This is a genomic window from Chryseobacterium pennae (assembly GCF_003385515.1).
Taxonomy (GTDB): domain Bacteria; phylum Bacteroidota; class Bacteroidia; order Flavobacteriales; family Weeksellaceae; genus Chryseobacterium; species Chryseobacterium pennae.
The window spans coordinates 40,072-57,204 of record NZ_QNVT01000005.1; the positions used below are offsets into that span (position 1 = coordinate 40,072).

General features: G+C 35.4%; 15 protein-coding genes. 7 read left to right on the forward strand and 8 right to left on the reverse strand.

All coding sequences use genetic code 11. The annotated features are described in order from the left end of the window. The first annotated feature begins 244 nt into the window (after positions 1-244). The 6 genes from DRF65_RS07060 (at position 245) to DRF65_RS07085 (ending at position 9,471) form a co-directional block, all read left to right on the forward strand. Complete coding sequence (locus tag DRF65_RS07060; protein WP_115970066.1) at positions 245-598, forward strand: hypothetical protein; 354 nt, start codon at positions 245-247, stop codon at positions 596-598. A 271-nt stretch (positions 599-869) separates the two neighbouring features. Beyond that, the gene (locus tag DRF65_RS07065; protein ID WP_185148456.1) at positions 870-3,254 is read left to right on the forward strand and encodes a TonB-dependent receptor; all 2,385 of its coding nucleotides are present in this window, start codon (positions 870-872) and stop codon (positions 3,252-3,254) included. 20 nt (positions 3,255-3,274) lie between these two features. Further along, positions 3,275-3,829 carry a hypothetical protein gene (locus DRF65_RS07070; RefSeq protein WP_115970067.1) on the forward strand — a complete coding sequence of 185 codons (555 nt, stop codon included), beginning with the start codon at positions 3,275-3,277 and terminating at the stop codon, positions 3,827-3,829. A 176-nt stretch (positions 3,830-4,005) separates the two neighbouring features. Then, on the forward strand, positions 4,006-5,340 hold the full coding sequence (locus DRF65_RS07075) for a trigger factor (protein WP_115970068.1): 1,335 nt from the start codon (positions 4,006-4,008) through the stop codon (positions 5,338-5,340). Positions 5,341-5,547: 207 nt separating this feature from the next. Beyond that, positions 5,548-6,234 carry a hypothetical protein gene (locus DRF65_RS07080; protein ID WP_115970069.1) on the forward strand — a complete coding sequence of 229 codons (687 nt, stop codon included), beginning with the start codon at positions 5,548-5,550 and terminating at the stop codon, positions 6,232-6,234. A 393-nt stretch (positions 6,235-6,627) separates the two neighbouring features. Next, on the forward strand, positions 6,628-9,471 hold the full coding sequence (locus DRF65_RS07085) for a M16 family metallopeptidase (protein WP_115970226.1): 2,844 nt from the start codon (positions 6,628-6,630) through the stop codon (positions 9,469-9,471). A gap of 81 nt (positions 9,472-9,552) precedes the next feature. Here the strand turns inward: DRF65_RS07085 and DRF65_RS07090 are convergent, their stop codons facing one another. Both DRF65_RS07090 and DRF65_RS07095 read right to left on the reverse strand, forming a co-directional pair. Further along, positions 9,553-10,137 carry a DUF3109 family protein gene (locus DRF65_RS07090; RefSeq protein ID WP_115970070.1) on the reverse strand — a complete coding sequence of 195 codons (585 nt, stop codon included), beginning with the start codon at positions 10,135-10,137 and terminating at the stop codon, positions 9,553-9,555. Positions 10,138-10,143: 6 nt separating this feature from the next. Continuing rightward, positions 10,144-11,049 carry a DUF6427 family protein gene (locus tag DRF65_RS07095; protein ID WP_115970071.1) on the reverse strand — a complete coding sequence of 302 codons (906 nt, stop codon included), beginning with the start codon at positions 11,047-11,049 and terminating at the stop codon, positions 10,144-10,146. A 42-nt stretch (positions 11,050-11,091) separates the two neighbouring features. On the opposite strand from DRF65_RS07095, the gene DRF65_RS07100 reads away from it, so the two are divergent. Then, the gene (locus DRF65_RS07100; protein ID WP_115970072.1) at positions 11,092-11,325 is read left to right on the forward strand and encodes a DUF6341 family protein; all 234 of its coding nucleotides are present in this window, start codon (positions 11,092-11,094) and stop codon (positions 11,323-11,325) included. A gap of 82 nt (positions 11,326-11,407) precedes the next feature. On the opposite strand, the gene DRF65_RS07105 is transcribed toward DRF65_RS07100, so the two are convergent. From DRF65_RS07105 to DRF65_RS07130, 6 genes are all read right to left on the reverse strand, one after another. Continuing rightward, positions 11,408-11,845 (reverse strand): universal stress protein, encoded by a 438-nt coding sequence (locus DRF65_RS07105; protein ID WP_115970073.1) that lies wholly within the window; start codon positions 11,843-11,845, stop codon positions 11,408-11,410. Positions 11,846-11,965: 120 nt separating this feature from the next. Beyond that, a complete protein-coding gene (locus tag DRF65_RS07110) occupies positions 11,966-14,131 on the reverse strand; it encodes a UvrD-helicase domain-containing protein (protein WP_228438569.1) in 2,166 nt (721 codons plus the stop codon). A 354-nt stretch (positions 14,132-14,485) separates the two neighbouring features. After that, positions 14,486-15,091, reverse strand: coding sequence for a fumarylacetoacetate hydrolase family protein (locus DRF65_RS07115; protein ID WP_115970074.1), 606 nt, complete (start codon positions 15,089-15,091; stop codon positions 14,486-14,488). A 77-nt stretch (positions 15,092-15,168) separates the two neighbouring features. Next, on the reverse strand, positions 15,169-15,570 hold the full coding sequence (locus DRF65_RS07120) for a putative signal transducing protein (RefSeq protein ID WP_115970075.1): 402 nt from the start codon (positions 15,568-15,570) through the stop codon (positions 15,169-15,171). A gap of 2 nt (positions 15,571-15,572) precedes the next feature. Further along, positions 15,573-16,337, reverse strand: a complete 765-nt coding sequence (locus DRF65_RS07125; protein WP_115970076.1) for a 3'-5' exonuclease — start codon at positions 16,335-16,337, stop codon at positions 15,573-15,575. Positions 16,338-16,394: 57 nt separating this feature from the next. After that, positions 16,395-17,108, reverse strand: coding sequence for a CDP-alcohol phosphatidyltransferase family protein (locus DRF65_RS07130; protein ID WP_115970077.1), 714 nt, complete (start codon positions 17,106-17,108; stop codon positions 16,395-16,397). Positions 17,109-17,133: the final 25 nt, after the last annotated feature.

The window sequence follows — 17,133 nt, forward strand, 5'->3', positions numbered from 1 at the left end:
TTTTAAATGTAAAATTTTTCGTTCGCAAAGGCGTTCACACTCAGCAAATGAAAAATAATAATGTACATAGCTGAATGAAATGCCTTTGCGGACGGAAATATCCAGCATAACTTTCATTTTTCCTTTGCGATTCTTCGCGTTAAAAAATCAGGAAAATGTTCTAAAATTGAACTTAAATTAAATAATAGTAAGAGACTATCCAAAATTAACACGAAGTATTAAATTATTTTCATAATTTTGACTCATGATTAAAGAAAGCAGAAACTTAAAAGTATTTATCTCCAGACTATTGTTTGGGGTATACTTCATCGCGCTGCTTTCTCAAAGCTTTCACCATCATGAATCTGTAGATTATTTTAAGGCGTTTAATCTTAAAAAAGTCGAAAATTCTATAACGAAAGCCATTACTAAAGAGAAAGCGGGTGACTGTCTGGCCTGCCACTTTTTGGTGACCGGACACACATTAGCTCCTGAAGAATTCAGCTTTAGCTTCGAGCATTACACGCACGAAGTAAAGCAGATTATCGCGATTCAGGAAAAAATCTGGTCTCAGACCAAATTTACCTTTCAGCTTCGGGGACCGCCCACAATTTCCTAATCAATACATTCTTATTGGGTTTTTGGCTCTATACTGTAGAGTTGAATGTTCAAGGTTTGAAGTTTAATGTTTAAAGTTGTTGAAAAACAGCTGTAGTTCGTTATAGATAAGTACTTGTGACTTATTTCTGTAATCTTACATTTTGGCTTCTTATCATTAATTCATTTTACGTGATACATCATGCATTGTATCATGAACCTAAACCCATTCAATAAATTTTAACGAAAATGTACCCCTCATTAAAAGGGTACATCAATCAATCTATTTTACAATGAAATTGATATATTGCCTGTTGCTGATCTTTTGTGGATCGGTATTTACGAGTGCACAGAAAACGTATACTGTACAAGGAACGGTTCAGGATTTTCATGATAAAACTATGCTGGAAAATGCAGTGGTGAAAATTGGGAACCTTACAGCAAAAACAGATAAAAAAGGAGCATTTTCCTTTGATAAAGTCCCTGCAGGGAAGTATACACTCATTGCAAAACATCCTGATTGCAATGATTATACTGAAAATATAGGAGTTGATCAGGATCTTCATCTTACCATTATTTTAGAACATCACTCGGGTGATATAGAAACCATTACATTACATGGAAGCCATAAAAATAAAGGTTCTGTAGTAATGAAAACACTGGATAAAGCCGAAATTGAAAGAAACTCTACGGAAAATCTGGGGAATATTCTTTCGAGAATTTCAGGAGTTTCAGCGTTGAAAACAGGAAATAATATTACCAAACCTGTGATTCATGGTCTCTATGGAAGCCGTATTTCTATCATGAATAATGGAGTGAAGCTCGCAGAACAGGAATGGGGCGCAGAACATGCACCCAATGTGGATGTGAATGACTTTGAACATATAGATGTCATCAAAGGAGCATCCGCTTTGAAATATGGAAATGACGGAGTGGCAGGAGTTGTTCTTTTAGAACCTGCAATCCCGCCAAAGAAGGATACAATCATGGGAAATGTGAAACTTTCGGGGATTTCCAATGGAAAAGGAGGCGAAATTTCTGCCAACGTGCTTAAATCCTGGGAAAACGAATGGTTTGTAAAAGCAGGAGGAAGTTATAAGAAGCTGGGAGATTTATACACTCCGCATCATACGCTTCAAAATACCGGAGCAGAGACGAATTCTTTCAATTTTTCATTCGGGAATCATGGTTTTATGCAGGGATTTGATGTTTCCTATAGCGGGACCAACCAGGATTTTGGAATTTATAGAGGCGCACACCTTGGAAATGGGTATGATATCTATAAAGCAATGACGTTGGGACAACCTTATTTTCTGGATGATTTTGGCTATAATATTGGCTATCCGAAACAGACTGTGGAACATCATATTGCGAAGATTTCTGCTTATAAACGTTTTGCTGATTTTGGTAAAATTACTTTTCAATATAGCTTTCAATTGAACAGACGTAAGGAATATGATATCAGAAAAGGAGACCTGAAAGATACTCCTTCTATGGATTTAAGACTGATTACGCACTCCGCAAGTCTTATTCATCTTATAGAGCGTTCAAAATGGAGTCTGGAAAGTGGAATTTCAGCAGGTTTTCAGGATAATTATCCTAATCCGGCGACAGAAGTCAGACGTCTGATTCCCGATTATTACCGCTATGATGCAGGAGCATTTTCTGTTTTTAAATACCGTTTTACTCCAAAACTGAATGCAGAAGCCGGAGTAAGATACGATTTCAGCAGATATGATTCCTATAAATATTATGATACTAAAGAATGGAACGATAAGTATGCAAACGTTTTTCCGCAATTTTATGTGAAAGAAAGTGGAAGCAGAACACTGTCTCGACCAATTATTGACAATCATAACTTCTCAGCGAATGTAGGGTTGAATTATAATCCTTCTAAAAACTTTGATATCAGATTTAATTTCTCAAGAATGAGCAGAACACCAAACCCGGCAGAATTATTTGCAGACGGGCTTCACCATTCTGCTGCCATTATTGAAAAAGGAGATTTAAGAATTAAAAAAGAGGAGATTTATAATGCCAATCTCTCATTAACAGGTCGTTTCAACGTTTTGAAAGGCTTGCAGGTAGAAGCAAATCCATATATTATTTTCTCTGATAGTTTCATTAATCAAATGCCGGTGGAAATCCAGAATACAAGCAGAGGAACCTTTGCCGTTTGGGCTTATCAGCAGGTAAAAGCCAGAATGTATGGAATAGATGCTGATGCACAGCTTAATATTCTGGATAATCTTAAATGGACAACCAGCTTCAGTGCACTGAGAGGAGATGATTTGACTAACAATGAACCTCTTATTCTCATGATGCCTATGAATCTTAGAAATTCATTGGAATTGAAACTGAACAAACCAACCAATTTCTATATCAGACTGGAAAACGAAAATGTATTTAAACAAAATCGTTTCCCTATCAGAGATCAATCTGTACAGTTTATTGAGGATGGAGAAATGGTAACTAAAATAATAGATTACAGTACTCCTCCTGCCGGATTTTCGATATTTCACGCATCTATTGGTGCGGATCTATTCAAAAACATGAATCTGAATTTCAGAATCAACAATATTTTTAACAAAGAGTACAAGGAATATCTTAACCGATTGAGATATTATATGCCGGAACCAGGAAGAAACTTTGTGGTTACTCTTAAATACAATTTTTAACTCTTAAAATTTAAATTACAATGAAAAAATTATTCAACATATCACTTTTATTATTCGCTGCTGTTTTATTGTTTTCCTGCCGTGACGGGAATAATGATATTCCTGAAGATATTCATGAGCATGAAGAGGTGGGGCAGGTGATTGTGACAGCTATTAATAAAGCTGATGGAGCCAAGCAGACTGTAACCGTTACTAACGGCCAGACAAAAGACCACTTTCATCTTACTCAGGGAGCAACATATGCTATAGATGTTAATTTCCAGATTAAACACGGAGATCATTACCATGATGCAGAAGAAATTATAGAAGAAAAAGATATGCACTTTGTTACTTACAAATTCTCTGGAGCAGATATCAAAGTAAAAAGAACGGCTGATGATGTGGTAAGAACTGATGGTAAGAAATTGGGACTTAAAACTGAATGGACTGTAGCTACGGCTGCTGCAGGTAAAGCAAACATTACTCTTGTACACGGAGCAACGGCCGTGAATGACAACTCGCCTTCAGCAGATAACCAGCAAGGAAGTACTGTAGGAGGGGAAAGTGATGTAGATATCTTTATTGATTTTCATTAATTAAGAAGTAAGCTCTTCAAAGAAAAAGGGCATACATATCGTCATATTAATTTGGGAGAACCACTGATTTTTTCAGTGGTTTTTTTATTTAACAATATTTGGCTGTATTAGTTGATTTTAAATGAGTGATTTTCATAAAAAATTCATATTTTTGCAACCTAAAATTTTAATCGATAATGAAGGTTACCGCACAAAACCATGATGATGTAAGTGCATTACTTACTGTAACATTGGAGAAATCTGACTACAAAGAAAAAGTAGAAAAGCAATTGATTAATTATGCTAAAAATGCGCAAGTTCCTGGGTTCAGAAAAGGGAAAGTGCCTTTGAGTATGGTTAAAAAACAATATGAAGCAGGAATTGCATTTGAAGAAATCAACAGACAGGTTTCTGATGCATTGAACAGCTATGTTAACGAAAACAAGTTAAGATTAGTTGGTCAGCCTATTCCTCAGCCTGTAAACGAATTAGATTACAATGCTGATCAGGTAACAGTTGCTTTCGAAGTAGGATATGAGCCTGCATTCACTATAGATTTAGCTAAATATGAAGCGCCTCACTACAAAGTAGAAGCTTCTGACAAAGAAATCAGCAAGAGTATTGAAAACATGCAGAAGCGTTTCGCTGAGCAGGTTCCTCAAGATAAAATCACTAAAGATTCTTACATCGCTTTAGAAGTTTCTCAGGTTGTAGAAGAAGGTGCTGAAGGAGAACACCCCCACCATCCAAAGAACGTTACCATTACAGGTGAAAACAAAGAAGCTTTCAAATTAGTAAAAGCTTTAAAAATGGATGGATCTGTAAAAGTAACTAAAGAAACTCTTGCAGGTGATGAAGAATTAGCTAAAGAATTAGGATTCAGCAAAGAAGAAGTAGAGCACCTACACCACAATGAAGTTGAAGTTAAAGTAAAAGACTTCTATTCATTAGACTTAGCTGAGCTTAACCAGGAGTTATTCGACAAAGTATATGGAGAAGGAAACATCACATCTGAAGACGAGCTTAAAGACAAAGTTAAGACTGAATTAGACGAGTATTTCCAACAAAATGCTGACGTTCACTTCGTGAATAAAGTATTAGAGCAGGTTACTGAAAAAGAAGAAGTAGCACTTCCTGAAACTTTCTTAGTAAAATGGTTAATATTCTCTAACCAGAATATCCAGTCTGAAGAGCAGGCAAAAGAAATTCTTGAAAACGAGAAAAACCAGTTGAGATACCAGATCATCGAAGGTAAATTGATGACTGATAACGAAATCAACCTTGACTATGCTGATGTATTGGCACAAGCTGAGCAATTAGTGAAAAACCAATTGGCTATCTACGGAATCCACCACTTAGGGGATGAAGAGATCCAAAAATATGCTGTTGAAATGTTGAAAGATCAGGAGCAGGTAAGACAAATCTCTTCTGAAGTAGCGATGGCTAAATTAAAAGATGTAATTCTTGAAAAAGCTAGCAAAAAAGAAACTAAAATTTCTCACGACGAATTTTTAGAAGAGCTTAAAAAATAATTATATACAGATATAAATATTTCAAAACCGTCAATTTTTTGACGGTTTTTTTATTTTCGACCTTTCCTGTTCTCTTTATATTCTTTACCTCAGGCTTCTGAACTAACTATTTATCTTTATATTTCTTCATTACTGATTACTCATGACCCATAATGTATTCATGTCCGTCAATATTCCTATATTTACATCATAAACTTATTACATATTATGAAAAAGATCATCATTCCATTTTTCTGTGCCGTACTTTTCTCTGTTCCGGCAGCAGCTCAGAAGAAAGATGCCGCTTCTGTAAAAACAGAGGCTGTAAAATCTACAACAACGGCTAAAGAAGTTCTGGATAATTACTTTAAGGCATTAGGAGGAAAAGAAAAATTAGAAGGGGTAAAAACTCTTTATATGGAAAATACTATGTCTGCTCAGGGAATGGAAATTACTATGACTACCAAAAAAATGGGAAACAAATTCAAGTCTGTACAGTCGCTTATGGGACAGCAGATGGTCCAGTTTTTTGATGGAGAAAAAGGATATTTTGACCAGATGGGAAGCAAAACTGCAATTCCTGCAGATAAAGTAGCAGAACTGAAAAAAGCAAAACCAGTGGATGCATTAGCATTTGACGGAGCTACTTTTCAAAATGTTGCAGTAGAAAAACTGGATGGTAAAGACTATAATGTATTGTCTTCCGATAAAGGGAAATTTTATTTTGATACTGCTACAGGGCTTTTATATAAAACGATTGCCGGAGAAGGAAATGTAACGATAAAAAGTTATATGACAGTAGACGGATTGCAATTCCCTGCTGATGTAGAAGCAGAAGGAGGAGGTCAGAAAGTGAATATTAAAACCACTAAGATTACAATTAATTCCGGAGTAACGGATGCAGATTTTAAATAATAAATTACTTTTTAAGTGATCAAAACCGGGAATTCCCGGTTTTTTAGGCTAAAAGTACTATTGCTGAATTTCAGAAATCAGGATTGCGATTTAAATTTTTTAATCAAAATTAAAAAACCGTTGTATTTTACAATGGTTTTTTTGGTTTGGATGAATAATATAATGATAGATTACCTTAATTTCAGGATAAATGAAGTAAATGGTATTATTTTTAATTAGTCTATTTTAATTAATTGATGAATATTTTTAATTAAAAACTGTTTTAAATAATATAAAAGACATTGTATATTTTCATTTTGTAATATTTAAATTTTTTAACTCGAATTTAACCCAGTAGTAAAAGGCGAATTGCAGAGAGAATCGATATTTTTGAGGCGTCAAAAAATAATGCAGATGAAAAAAATATTATCTTCGTTTTCAGTCATCTTCCTGATGTCTATCAATGTCTATGGACAAAACATCCCTGTGGATCCGTCCCTAAGAATCGGTACTCTTTCCAATGGAATGAAGTACTACATTAAAAAGAATGTTTTACCAGAAAAAAAAGTAGAGTTCCGTCTGGCAATCAATGCCGGATCTATTCTTGAAGACGAAAATCAGAGAGGATTGGCGCACTTCATGGAGCACATGAATTTCAACGGGACTAAAAATTTTCCGGACAATAAGTTAGTAGACTTTTTGCAATCTATCGGAGTAAAATTTGGGCAACACCTTAATGCTTATACCGGCTTTGATGAAACCGTTTATATGCTTCCTGTCCCATTGGATAAACCAGGAAATCTGGATGCTGGTCTGAAAGTAATAGAAGACTGGGCATTTAACGCAACGCTTTCTGACGAACAAATCAATAAAGAAAGAGGAGTGGTACTGGAAGAATTAAGATTAGGTCTTGGACCGGATAAGAGAATGATGGATAAATATCTTCCAAAACTTTTATACAAATCTCAGTATGCAGAAAGACTTCCAATCGGTAAAAAAGAAGTCCTGGAAAATTTCAAACCAGATCTTATCCGAAAATTTTATCAGGATTGGTACAGACCCGATCTGATGGCAATTGTAGTAGTAGGAGATATCAATGTAGATGAAATAGAAAAAAAAATAAAGACTAATTTCAGTAAATATAAAAACCCTTCAAACCCCAGAGAAAGAAAATCTTTTGATCTTCCGGGGCATAAAGAAGCACTGGTAGCCATCGAGACAGATCCTGATGCTACAGGTTCCGGAGTGCAGTTCATTATCAAAGATTCTGAAATGTACCAACCGGATGTAACAGTTCAGCAGTATGATAAAAGTGTTGTAGAAGGTCTTGTAAATATTATGCTGAACAGCAGATTGGCAGAATTGGTTAACTCTGCGACCCCACCTTTTACTTATGGTTCGGTTTACCATGGAGGAACTTATGCAAGAAGCAAAGAAGCATTTCAGGGATCAGCAGCTACAAAAGACGGTGATCAGCTGAATGCGCTGAAAGTTCTTTTGGAAGAAGTGGAAAGAGCCAAAAGATTCGGATTTACCCAATCTGAACTGGACAGAGCAAAAGACCAGATGCTTTCCTCTTATGAATGGGCTTACAACAACAAAGACAAAAACCAAAGTGGTGAACTTATAGATGGTTTTGTGAACCATTTCCTGAGAAAGGAACCAATACCTGGAATTACCTGGGGATACGAGCATATTAAAGAAGTTCTTCCAACTATAGCTCTGGAACAGACAAATAGAATTATCAAAAAGCTTGTAAAGGATGACAGCAGGGTAATCGTGATTACAGGGCCAGAAAAAGAAAATATTGCCATGCCAACAGAGGTTATGGTCCTGAACACATTTGATGCCGTAAAAATGGCTGATCTTAAACCTTATGAAGAAAAAACGAAAACGGAGAGCTTAGTAAAGCCTTTTAAATCAGAAGGGAAAATTACTAAAGTAGAAGCGGACAACAAATTAGGAACTACCACCTGGACTTTGAACAACGGAGCTAAAGTGACTTTCAAAAAAACAGATTTTAAAGATGATGAGATTGTTTTTGCAGGAATAAGCCTGGGAGGAGTGTCTGTCATTCCGGATGCCGATTACAATAAAACAAAATTCGCATTTGATGCTTTGCTGGAAGCTGGATTAGGCGGGCTTTCAAAGACAGATCTTACACACTATCTTGCAGGAAAACAGATGAGTGCAAGCTCTTATGTAGGTGGACTTACAGATGGTATTTCAGGAACAAGTTCGAAAAAAGATCTGAAGACAGCTATGGAGCTGATCTATGCTTGCTTTACAGACTTAAATTATAACCCTGAAGCATTCAACACTTATAAAATAAAGAAATCCGCAATGCTGACGAATGTGGATTCAGATCCGCAATACTACTTTTCTAATGAATACTCTAAATTTATCAATCAGAAAAATCCAAGATTTACCGGACTTGAGCCTACCGAAAAAGATTGGGTGAATACAGATTATAAGAAAGCCTACGATATCTACAAACAGAAATTTGCCAATGCTGGTAATTTTCACTTCTATTTTGTGGGGAATATAGATGAAGGGCAGCTTAAAAACGAAGTCCTGCAGTATATTGCTTCACTTCCTGCAACAGGAAAATCATCAACATTTAAAGATACGGGTTACAGACCAGTGAAAGGAGGATATACAAAGGTTTATAAAAAAGGAAAAGAGCCGAAGAGTCTTGTAACAATTTCTTACAGCGGAGAAGCTCCTTATAATGAGAAGGAAGCTATGGCACTTTCAGCTCTTGGAGAAGTAGCTACGATTAAAGTTCTTGAAAAACTAAGAGAAGATGAAAGCGGTATTTACGGCGGAGGTGCAAGTGGAAGCTTCAGTAAAATCCCGTACAGTGCTTATGATTTTAGTGTTAATTTCCCATGTGGTCCTGAAAATGCAGATAGGCTTACAAAAAGTGCAATGGCCGAATTACAAAAATTTATAGATAAAGGTCCTGAGCAAAAAGATCTGGATAAATATAAAGAAGGTGAATACAACGAATATAAAACTAGCCTTAAAGACAATGGATTCTGGTTACAGGGAATTGCCCAAAATCAATTGGACGGAAGTGATAAATACGATATTCTGAATTATCCGGATAAAGTAAAAGCACTTACTGTAAAAGACCTTCAGGATGTTGCTAAAAAATACCTTACAAAAGAAAAAAGTGTAGCAATACTAATGCCGGAAGATGGTTGGGGAAAGGCTAAAAAAGATGAAACCAAGAAAGCAGAAACAGTGCACTAATTCATTCTTTATTTACAGGAAGAAATAAGAAAACCGCAGATCTCTCTGCGGTTTTTATTATTGTATTCAAATATGGATCGGTTAAGAACCATATTCCTTCTTCCATTCGTCAGCAGCTCCGCTCAGAACTGTGTAGAATTCTTCACCATACTTTCTGATCAATGGGGTCTTCAGGAATTTATAAACAGGAACCTGAAGCTCTTTTCCAAGCGTACAGGCGTCGCTGCATACATTCCATTCATGATAATTTAGAGCAGTGAATGCAGAGTATTCTGTAACCCGGATAGGGTAAAGGTGGCATGAAATAGGTTTTTGCCAGTCTACTGCTCCATCTTCGTACGCTTTTTCAATACCACATTTAGTGATTCCTTTATCATCAAAAGTTACATAAGCACATTCACGGTTTTCCACCATGGGAGTAACATACATTCCGTCGTGCGGATCAGTAGTCCATGTACCTTGCTCTTCAAGGGCTTTGATGCCTTCCTGAGTAAGATAAGGTTTGATTTTGTCAAAAATACCGTCCAGTATTTCAAGCTCACCTTTGTCCAATGGAGCTCCTACATCACCTTCCACACAACATGCACCCTTGCATTTGCTAAGGTTGCACACAAATTCTTCGGAAAAGATTTCCTCAGAAATCAATTTATTGTCTATCTGAATCATAATTTTCTAAAATAAATCAAAAACTGTACCTGCTTTAAAGGTAAGTAAACTCAAAATAATAAGCCATAAGCTCACCTCCTGCATCCAGTATTTCGGTAAAAATCTCATCATCCTGCTCAGAATAATGCTTGACGGAAATGCCAGCAACAGTAAATATTCATAGCTTTTATTCATATATAAGATGATGGTGACAAGTTGAGCGAGGGAAAAAACCAGCAGAAAAGTATATTTATATCTGCTTATCGGACTTTTCTTATTATAATTTTGAAAATGGTCATATACTGCATAAATAAGCATTATGGCAACCGGAATCAAAGGCAATAATTCCATATAATCTGTTACCGGCTTCATCTTTCCAAACGGAAAATAATCAATATTCCATGAAGTGAACTGCACAAAGTACATCACTGAAAAATAACTGAATGCAATCAGAATAACCCCTAAAAGGAATCTGAACAGATTTAAACCTACTTTGGCAGAGGTAGCTACCACGTGAATAATAACAAAAACAGCCATTGGCCAGGTGGTGGGCAGGAAAATGAAATTCAGTGCAACAATGGCACCTACCAATACATATGATTTCTTCCTTATATCTTCATCAGCACTTGTTAAGAGCAAGATCAGGAATGAATTGGTAAGCAGCGAAACTGCAATTCCTATGTCTAAATTACCCGGGTACAGGCCAAAAATAAAAAATGTATATAAGAATAAGGGAAGATGGGTCTGATAATTAAGAGCAATACTGTGAAAACAAAAATATCCCAAGGCAATTCCTAAAAATGTAATTCCGGCTATAATTGCTTCATAAGTGTTGAAATTCAATATGTTAAATATTACAACGACTAAAAGAAGACAACCAATATAAACAGGAATTGAAAAAATATTGCTTTCTTTTGAAAGTAATTTAAACATTTTTTATAAATTTGTACAAAGTTAATTTAAAAAAGGAAAATAATGACGTCTTTCTTTCTATTCTTAAGCAAAGTTTTCAAATCGAGTTTCGCATTCTTTGATACTTTCGGAAATGTTTTAAACTGGATTTTATTTACAGTTTGCTGTGTATTATTCATTTACTGGTGTTACGTATTGGTTGTAACATTAGGTGGTGACAAAGATAAAGACTATTATTCTCCAACGGAAGGTAAGCACCCTTACTACGATCCGAATATCTACAAAAAAGAAGGTTAATTAATTGGTTATATAGTAAAAAACCGATCAAATAATTTATTTGATCGGTTTTTTTATACTAACGATTAAAATTTTCTTTTACTTAGTCGTGGATCGGAAGTACCAAAACCGGAACATTTGAACTTTTTGTGAGTCCTTTGGTAAGACTTCCTACAAATACATCATAGATTCCGCTTCTTCCATGTGATCCCATTACAATATAATCTGCATTTTTTTCTTTGGCATATTCGAGGATAATATCTTTTGCCAGCCCTTGTTTTAAAAGGTGCTCACAATCGATATCATGGGCAATGATTCTTTGTTCTATTTTATTAAGCTGAACCAGCTCTTCCCTGATTTCGTTTGCTTCCACTTCCGGAAAATATTGAAATCCCATATCTCCAATGGCAAAGCCGATATCTGATGGAGCAACATGGATCAGGTAAATTCTACCATTAAGTTGTTTTGCAAATTTTATGGCACCGTCCACCAATTGGTCAGTTTTGTCCCCAAAATCTACGGGTAAAATAATATTTATCATAACCTTTCATTTTGTTATCTAAAGATATGAAAAATTTACCAAACTTTTATGTTAAATACTTATAATATTTAACATTGATGCATCTCACAGAGCTTATCCTTTAAAAAATATTGAACATTTTCAGGATGAGACTCCTTCTATTTTTTGGCAGCAATAAGGACAATAGATAAACAGCTTTTCCAATTGACTGAAACAATTGCCACATAGGATTACTTTATCCACTACAGACTTTACAGAGGCTGTGGTCCGGACAGTGAAAATTTCCGGAATTTCTTTCAGAAAACTGGATTCGTTTCCTTTTTCAGTGACAAGGAAGAGTTTGTCTTTTGCCCGTGTAATGGCAACATAAAACAATCTTCTTTCTTCTTCCATCAGGAGATCATAATCGGCTTTTTTTATCACCTGATAGATTCTGTCTTCGAGCCAGATGTCAGGGAACCCTCCGCTACCTTCTGTTAATCCAATAATGAATACAACTTTTGCCTCAAGCCCTTTAGAGGCATGAATCGTTTTACCAGAAATCTTTTCATTTTTTAGTTTTCTGTCATACGGTAAAAACATATTATTTCTTCTGTAAAGAAACAGAATTTCATCATTACTGATCCCTTCATTCATGAGTTCCTTTACCCTGTTGAGGCAGAACTGTATATTTTCTTTTTCATTATTACCTGAATAGATTACAATTTTATGTTCAGATTTTTTTGAAGCCTGAATGTCCTTGTCTACTTTAAACTTATTATGCTTAATTACCTCATTACTTGCTCCAACGATATTTTGTGTGCTTCTGTAATTCAGATTAAACTTGATGACCTCTGCATTTTTAAAATACTTTTCAAATTCAACGATATAGCTGAGGTTAGAGCCCTTAAATCCATAAATACTCTGCCAGTCATCACCAACACAGAACAACTGGGTATTATCTGTAAGCAGCAGCCTGATAAGTTCAATCTGTAAATTATCAACATCCTGAAATTCATCTACAAGAATATACTGGAGGGTATTTCTGTATTTATTTGCAATATCACTGTGATTCTTAAATAATGAAATACTGCGTGAAATTAGATCATTAAAGTCGAGATAAGACTTATCTGTACAATAATTGTTATATTTTTTTACGATAGGAATTGTTAATTCATAAAAATGACGTACCCGCTCATGCTGATCCTGTTCTGCGTTTTCCAAAACGGTATCAAGACCTATATTCTCTACCTTGATCATGTTTGTCACCCGAATGATTTGCCGTATAAAATCTTTCACATTTTCATGATAATGATTAAATTCTTCCCTGAAATTGACTGTGAAACTTTTGTTGTAGTCAGCAGGTAAGCGATTCTTCAAGAGCTTATCAAGTGTTTGATTAATGAGTGCAGAATCTGTTGTCATTGATTCCGGAGTTTTTGCATACAGGATATTTCCTATTTTGAATTGCTGCTCCTTAGCCTCCATAGGATAGCTTTTGTTGCTGACATGCTCAATGTATAAATTGGCTGCAGGAATATAAAAATCAGGATTGAAGCTGAACTCTTTTACATTAATCTTTGGTTCGTATTCAAAGTTGATGTTATGACGATACAACCAATCCGAGATAGACTGTTCAGATTTAGAGGTAACTCTGGTACCGTTGAGGGTTGTGTAATATTTATTATCCCTGGGAATACGATCGTTTTCTTTTAAATGAATTTTATCAATAAGGTAATCCAGAATATAACGTTTAAGTTTTAAAAGATATTCTACATCCTCACATTGCTCAATCAGGAGTTTATGGATGACTTCAAAAGCCGTTTCTGGTGCTTTATTTTTAATAAATTCTCCTTCTTCAGTATTCTCGTTTCCAATAATTTTAAACTTATTGTCAAACTCATTCACTCCATAATGACGGAGGGTATTGTAACAAAAACTGTGAAACGTTTTGATGGTAAGTGCATCGATCCATTTGTATCTTTTCTGATATTCATTTCTGAAACGGTCCTTTTCAGACTTACTGAGGTTTTTATCACCGGATAATTTTTCATATTCACCACTTTCATCGGCAGAAATGATAAGCCTGTCGATCATTTCGTTGGTTGCATTCTTTGTAAAGGTGACCGCAATGATGTTGGAAGGGCTTACTCCTTTTTCTTCAATCAGATAGATCAGTTTCTGCAGAAGGGTCTTGGTTTTACCAGAACCTGCTCCTGCAAGAACCAGAAGGCGCTTACTGTTACTGATGACTGCATTCCGTTGTTGATCATTTAATCCCGATAAATCAGTTGTTGTTTCCATCAGCTTTCTGTATTTGATATTCATATAGTAATCTTTCCCCGTTAGCTCTTATGGAATCTTTTCCCCTTTGGAAGCACACAGAAAGTAAACCAAGATTATTGGTGTATTATTTGAGATGAATCTGCAATACAATTTGATTTCATTTTGTATCAGACAGTTATCTCTTAAACTAAAATACAAAAAAATGTAAAATACAAAAAATATTAATTCTTTATTGTGGGAGTTAATATTTTTTCTGATAAGTATTCATGGTGCTTTAGTCCCAGTCCAACATTTAAAGTGTTGTATGAAAAAAGCCCCATTCAGGATTGAATGAGGCTGATTCCAGAAAACTTTTCTGTACTGTATTTTAATATGGATTATTAATGATCCTTTGTTTTACAATATTCTGATATCAAGGATTTTTTCTTCACCAAGGTAAGCTTCCAGAATATCATTTTCATCTACTTTTCCAACTCCTTTCGGGGTCCCTGTGTAGATAAGGTCACCTACTCTTAAAGTAAAATATTGAGAGGCAAAAGCAATGATGTCATCAAAATGGAAGAGCATATCTTTTGTATTTCCATCCTGAACTTTGTCTTTATTTTTTAGCAATGAAAAAGAAAGATCATTGAGATTAAAATTGTCTTTTTTGAAGAAGTTTCCTACTGCTGCGGAACCATCAAATCCTTTAGCAAGTTCCCAAGGAAGGCCTTTGGATTTTAATTCACTCTGAAGATCTCTGGCTGTAAAATCAATCCCTAAGCTCAATTCTTCATAATGTTTGTGAGCCGTTTCCTTCATAATGTATTTTCCTCCTTTAGATACTTTTATCACCACTTCAAGCTCATAGTGGATATCATTGGAGAATTCAGGGATATAAAAATCATTTCCCTTTAAAATGGCTGTATCCGGCTTCATGAAAATAACAGGATTCTCCGGAATTTCGTTTCCTAATTCTTTAGCGTGTTCGCTGTAGTTTCTTCCAATGCAAATGATTTTCATAATTCTTTATTTATTTCAGACTGCGTCATACAAGGAACGAAGCAATCTTTTTATTAATGTAAATATTTATCTTGTACTTATTCATGGGTAAATTCATTGCCACAATAATAACACACAAACTTATGGCTCGTCAGAAAAGAAATTCCGAAAAAGCTGGTCGCTCTGTCATCTCTGTAAATATGATTGGAGCCACATTTAGGACATACAAAATCAAATTCCGGGTTTTCAATAGTGTGTTCTACCTCCAATGAATATTGCTCATTGTCTTTATAGTCCTGAAGAACCTTACCTGCTTTTTCTAGATCTTCTTCAAAAACCTGAAGCTGGATTCCGCCTACAGCCTGAGAAAGCAGCCAATCCGACTGGATAAGCTGTTCATTCGCAATGAAACTATTGATTCCGTTTTCAGCCAGAATCTGTTTGTCCCTGTTAGCTTCAAGGGCAGTTTCATAAAATTTAAAGCGAACCAGATCAGACATATTTAAAATTTGCTTGAAAGTTGAATTTTTGTGAAAACTTTCTTGGTGTACAATGGAAAGTCAGCATTCTGCAGCCATCCGAAATATCCAAGATCCTTCTGGAAGACAGCTTTTACTCCCTGTCCCTTATATTTTCCGAAGTTGAAAACTTCTTCCTGTTTATCATTATAACCTATGAATCCTGCAAGATCGGCATTCTTATTATGGAATGTAAACTCGCTTAATGGCGCTATTTCATTTGGTATATCGTCATATTTTCCAACCTGAGCGTCCAAAACTTCAAAAGTAGCCCATACATCAGCTTCTGCAGAGTGGGCATTTTCTAAAGTTTTTCCACAATAGAACTGATAGGCAGCTCCAAGGTTTCTAGGTTCTTTTTTATGGAAAATAGTCTGTGCATCTACCAGTCTGAATTTGCTAAGGTCAAAATCCATTCCCACTCTTAGCAATTCTTCAGCTAGAAGAGGAACATCAAACCTGTTGGAATTGAATCCGCCAAGATCAGTGCCGGTAATCATTTCCATCACTTTAGAAGCAATGTCTCTGAATGTTGGAGCATCTTTTACATCCTCATCATAGATTCCGTGAATCTCACTGCTTTCTTTTGGAATCAGCATTTCAGGATTCACACGCCATGTTTTGCTTTCTCTGGAAGCATCAGGATTTACTTTTAAAATACAGATTTCAACAATTCTGTCTTTTCCGATGTTGGTTCCTGTAGTTTCCAGGTCAAAAATACAAAGTGGTTTATGGAGTTTTAAGTTCATGTTAATCAATAATAATTTGAATATGTATTTATTTAAAAATAAAAGGTTGTTTGGCTTCTATTTTAATTGTCTTTGAAAAATAAGCGATACCAGTATATAATAGATGACCAGCATTGGAATTCCTACAATCTGGAAGATCACAAGAATCGCAATTCCACCCAGCAATAATACTACTTTTGGATAGTTGTCCTTTAGAGTTTTGGATTTAAACTTCATTGCCATCATTTTGATAGGACTGATCAGAAGCCATGAAGTAAGGAACGAAAGTATGATAAGCAGTAATGCATTGTCAAACAGGAAACTGAAAGTCCCGGTTTCTTTAAAAGCATAATACAAACCGAACAAGAGAACAGTATTGGTAGGTGTATTTAAACCTTTGAAATAATATCTCTGTTCCTCATCCAGATTGAAAATAGCAAGCCTTAAACAAGAGAAAACGGTTACTACTAATCCTATATATTTAATTTCAAAAGGAAAATGTATTCCAAGAAGTTCTGCTCCAAATGGTTCAAGAGCTTTATACATTGTTAATCCAGGAATAACCCCAAAACTCACCATATCGGCAAGAGAATCGAGTTGAAGTCCCAGGTTGGAATTTGATTTTACGGCTCTGGCTACAAATCCGTCAAAGAAATCGAAAATAGAGGAGAGGATAAGGCATATTGCCGTGGTTTGATAGTCTCCTAAAATAAGATGTATTGCACCCACACAGCCAGCAAACAGATTGGCCAGGGTCAAGGCGTTAGCCAGATTATTTTTTATAAAATCCATAAGTACAAAATTACAGTTTTTAAAA

Bases quoted from the DNA above. Each gene is read 5' to 3' on its own strand.
- DRF65_RS07130 (WP_115970077.1), bottom strand. From the start codon at position 17,108: ATGGATTTTATAAAAAATAATCTGGCTAACGCCTTGACCCTGGCCAAT.
- DRF65_RS07090 (WP_115970070.1), bottom strand. From the start codon at position 10,137: ATGATTCAGATAGACAATAAATTGATTTCTGAGGAAATCTTTTCCGAA.
- DRF65_RS07095 (WP_115970071.1), bottom strand. From the start codon at position 11,049: ATGTTTAAATTACTTTCAAAAGAAAGCAATATTTTTTCAATTCCTGTT.
- DRF65_RS07105 (WP_115970073.1), bottom strand. From the start codon at position 11,845: ATGATAAATATTATTTTACCCGTAGATTTTGGGGACAAAACTGACCAA.
- DRF65_RS07120 (WP_115970075.1), bottom strand. From the start codon at position 15,570: ATGTCTGATCTGGTTCGCTTTAAATTTTATGAAACTGCCCTTGAAGCT.
- DRF65_RS07100 (WP_115970072.1), top strand. From the start codon at position 11,092: ATGACGTCTTTCTTTCTATTCTTAAGCAAAGTTTTCAAATCGAGTTTC.
- DRF65_RS07075 (WP_115970068.1), top strand. From the start codon at position 4,006: ATGAAGGTTACCGCACAAAACCATGATGATGTAAGTGCATTACTTACT.
- DRF65_RS07110 (WP_228438569.1), bottom strand. From the start codon at position 14,131: ATGAATATCAAATACAGAAAGCTGATGGAAACAACAACTGATTTATCG.
- DRF65_RS07125 (WP_115970076.1), bottom strand. From the start codon at position 16,337: ATGAACTTAAAACTCCATAAACCACTTTGTATTTTTGACCTGGAAACT.
- DRF65_RS07115 (WP_115970074.1), bottom strand. From the start codon at position 15,091: ATGAAAATCATTTGCATTGGAAGAAACTACAGCGAACACGCTAAAGAA.
- DRF65_RS07080 (WP_115970069.1), top strand. From the start codon at position 5,548: ATGAAAAAGATCATCATTCCATTTTTCTGTGCCGTACTTTTCTCTGTT.
- DRF65_RS07070 (WP_115970067.1), top strand. From the start codon at position 3,275: ATGAAAAAATTATTCAACATATCACTTTTATTATTCGCTGCTGTTTTA.
- DRF65_RS07060 (WP_115970066.1), top strand. From the start codon at position 245: ATGATTAAAGAAAGCAGAAACTTAAAAGTATTTATCTCCAGACTATTG.
- DRF65_RS07085 (WP_115970226.1), top strand. From the start codon at position 6,628: ATGAAAAAAATATTATCTTCGTTTTCAGTCATCTTCCTGATGTCTATC.
- DRF65_RS07065 (WP_185148456.1), top strand. From the start codon at position 870: ATGAAATTGATATATTGCCTGTTGCTGATCTTTTGTGGATCGGTATTT.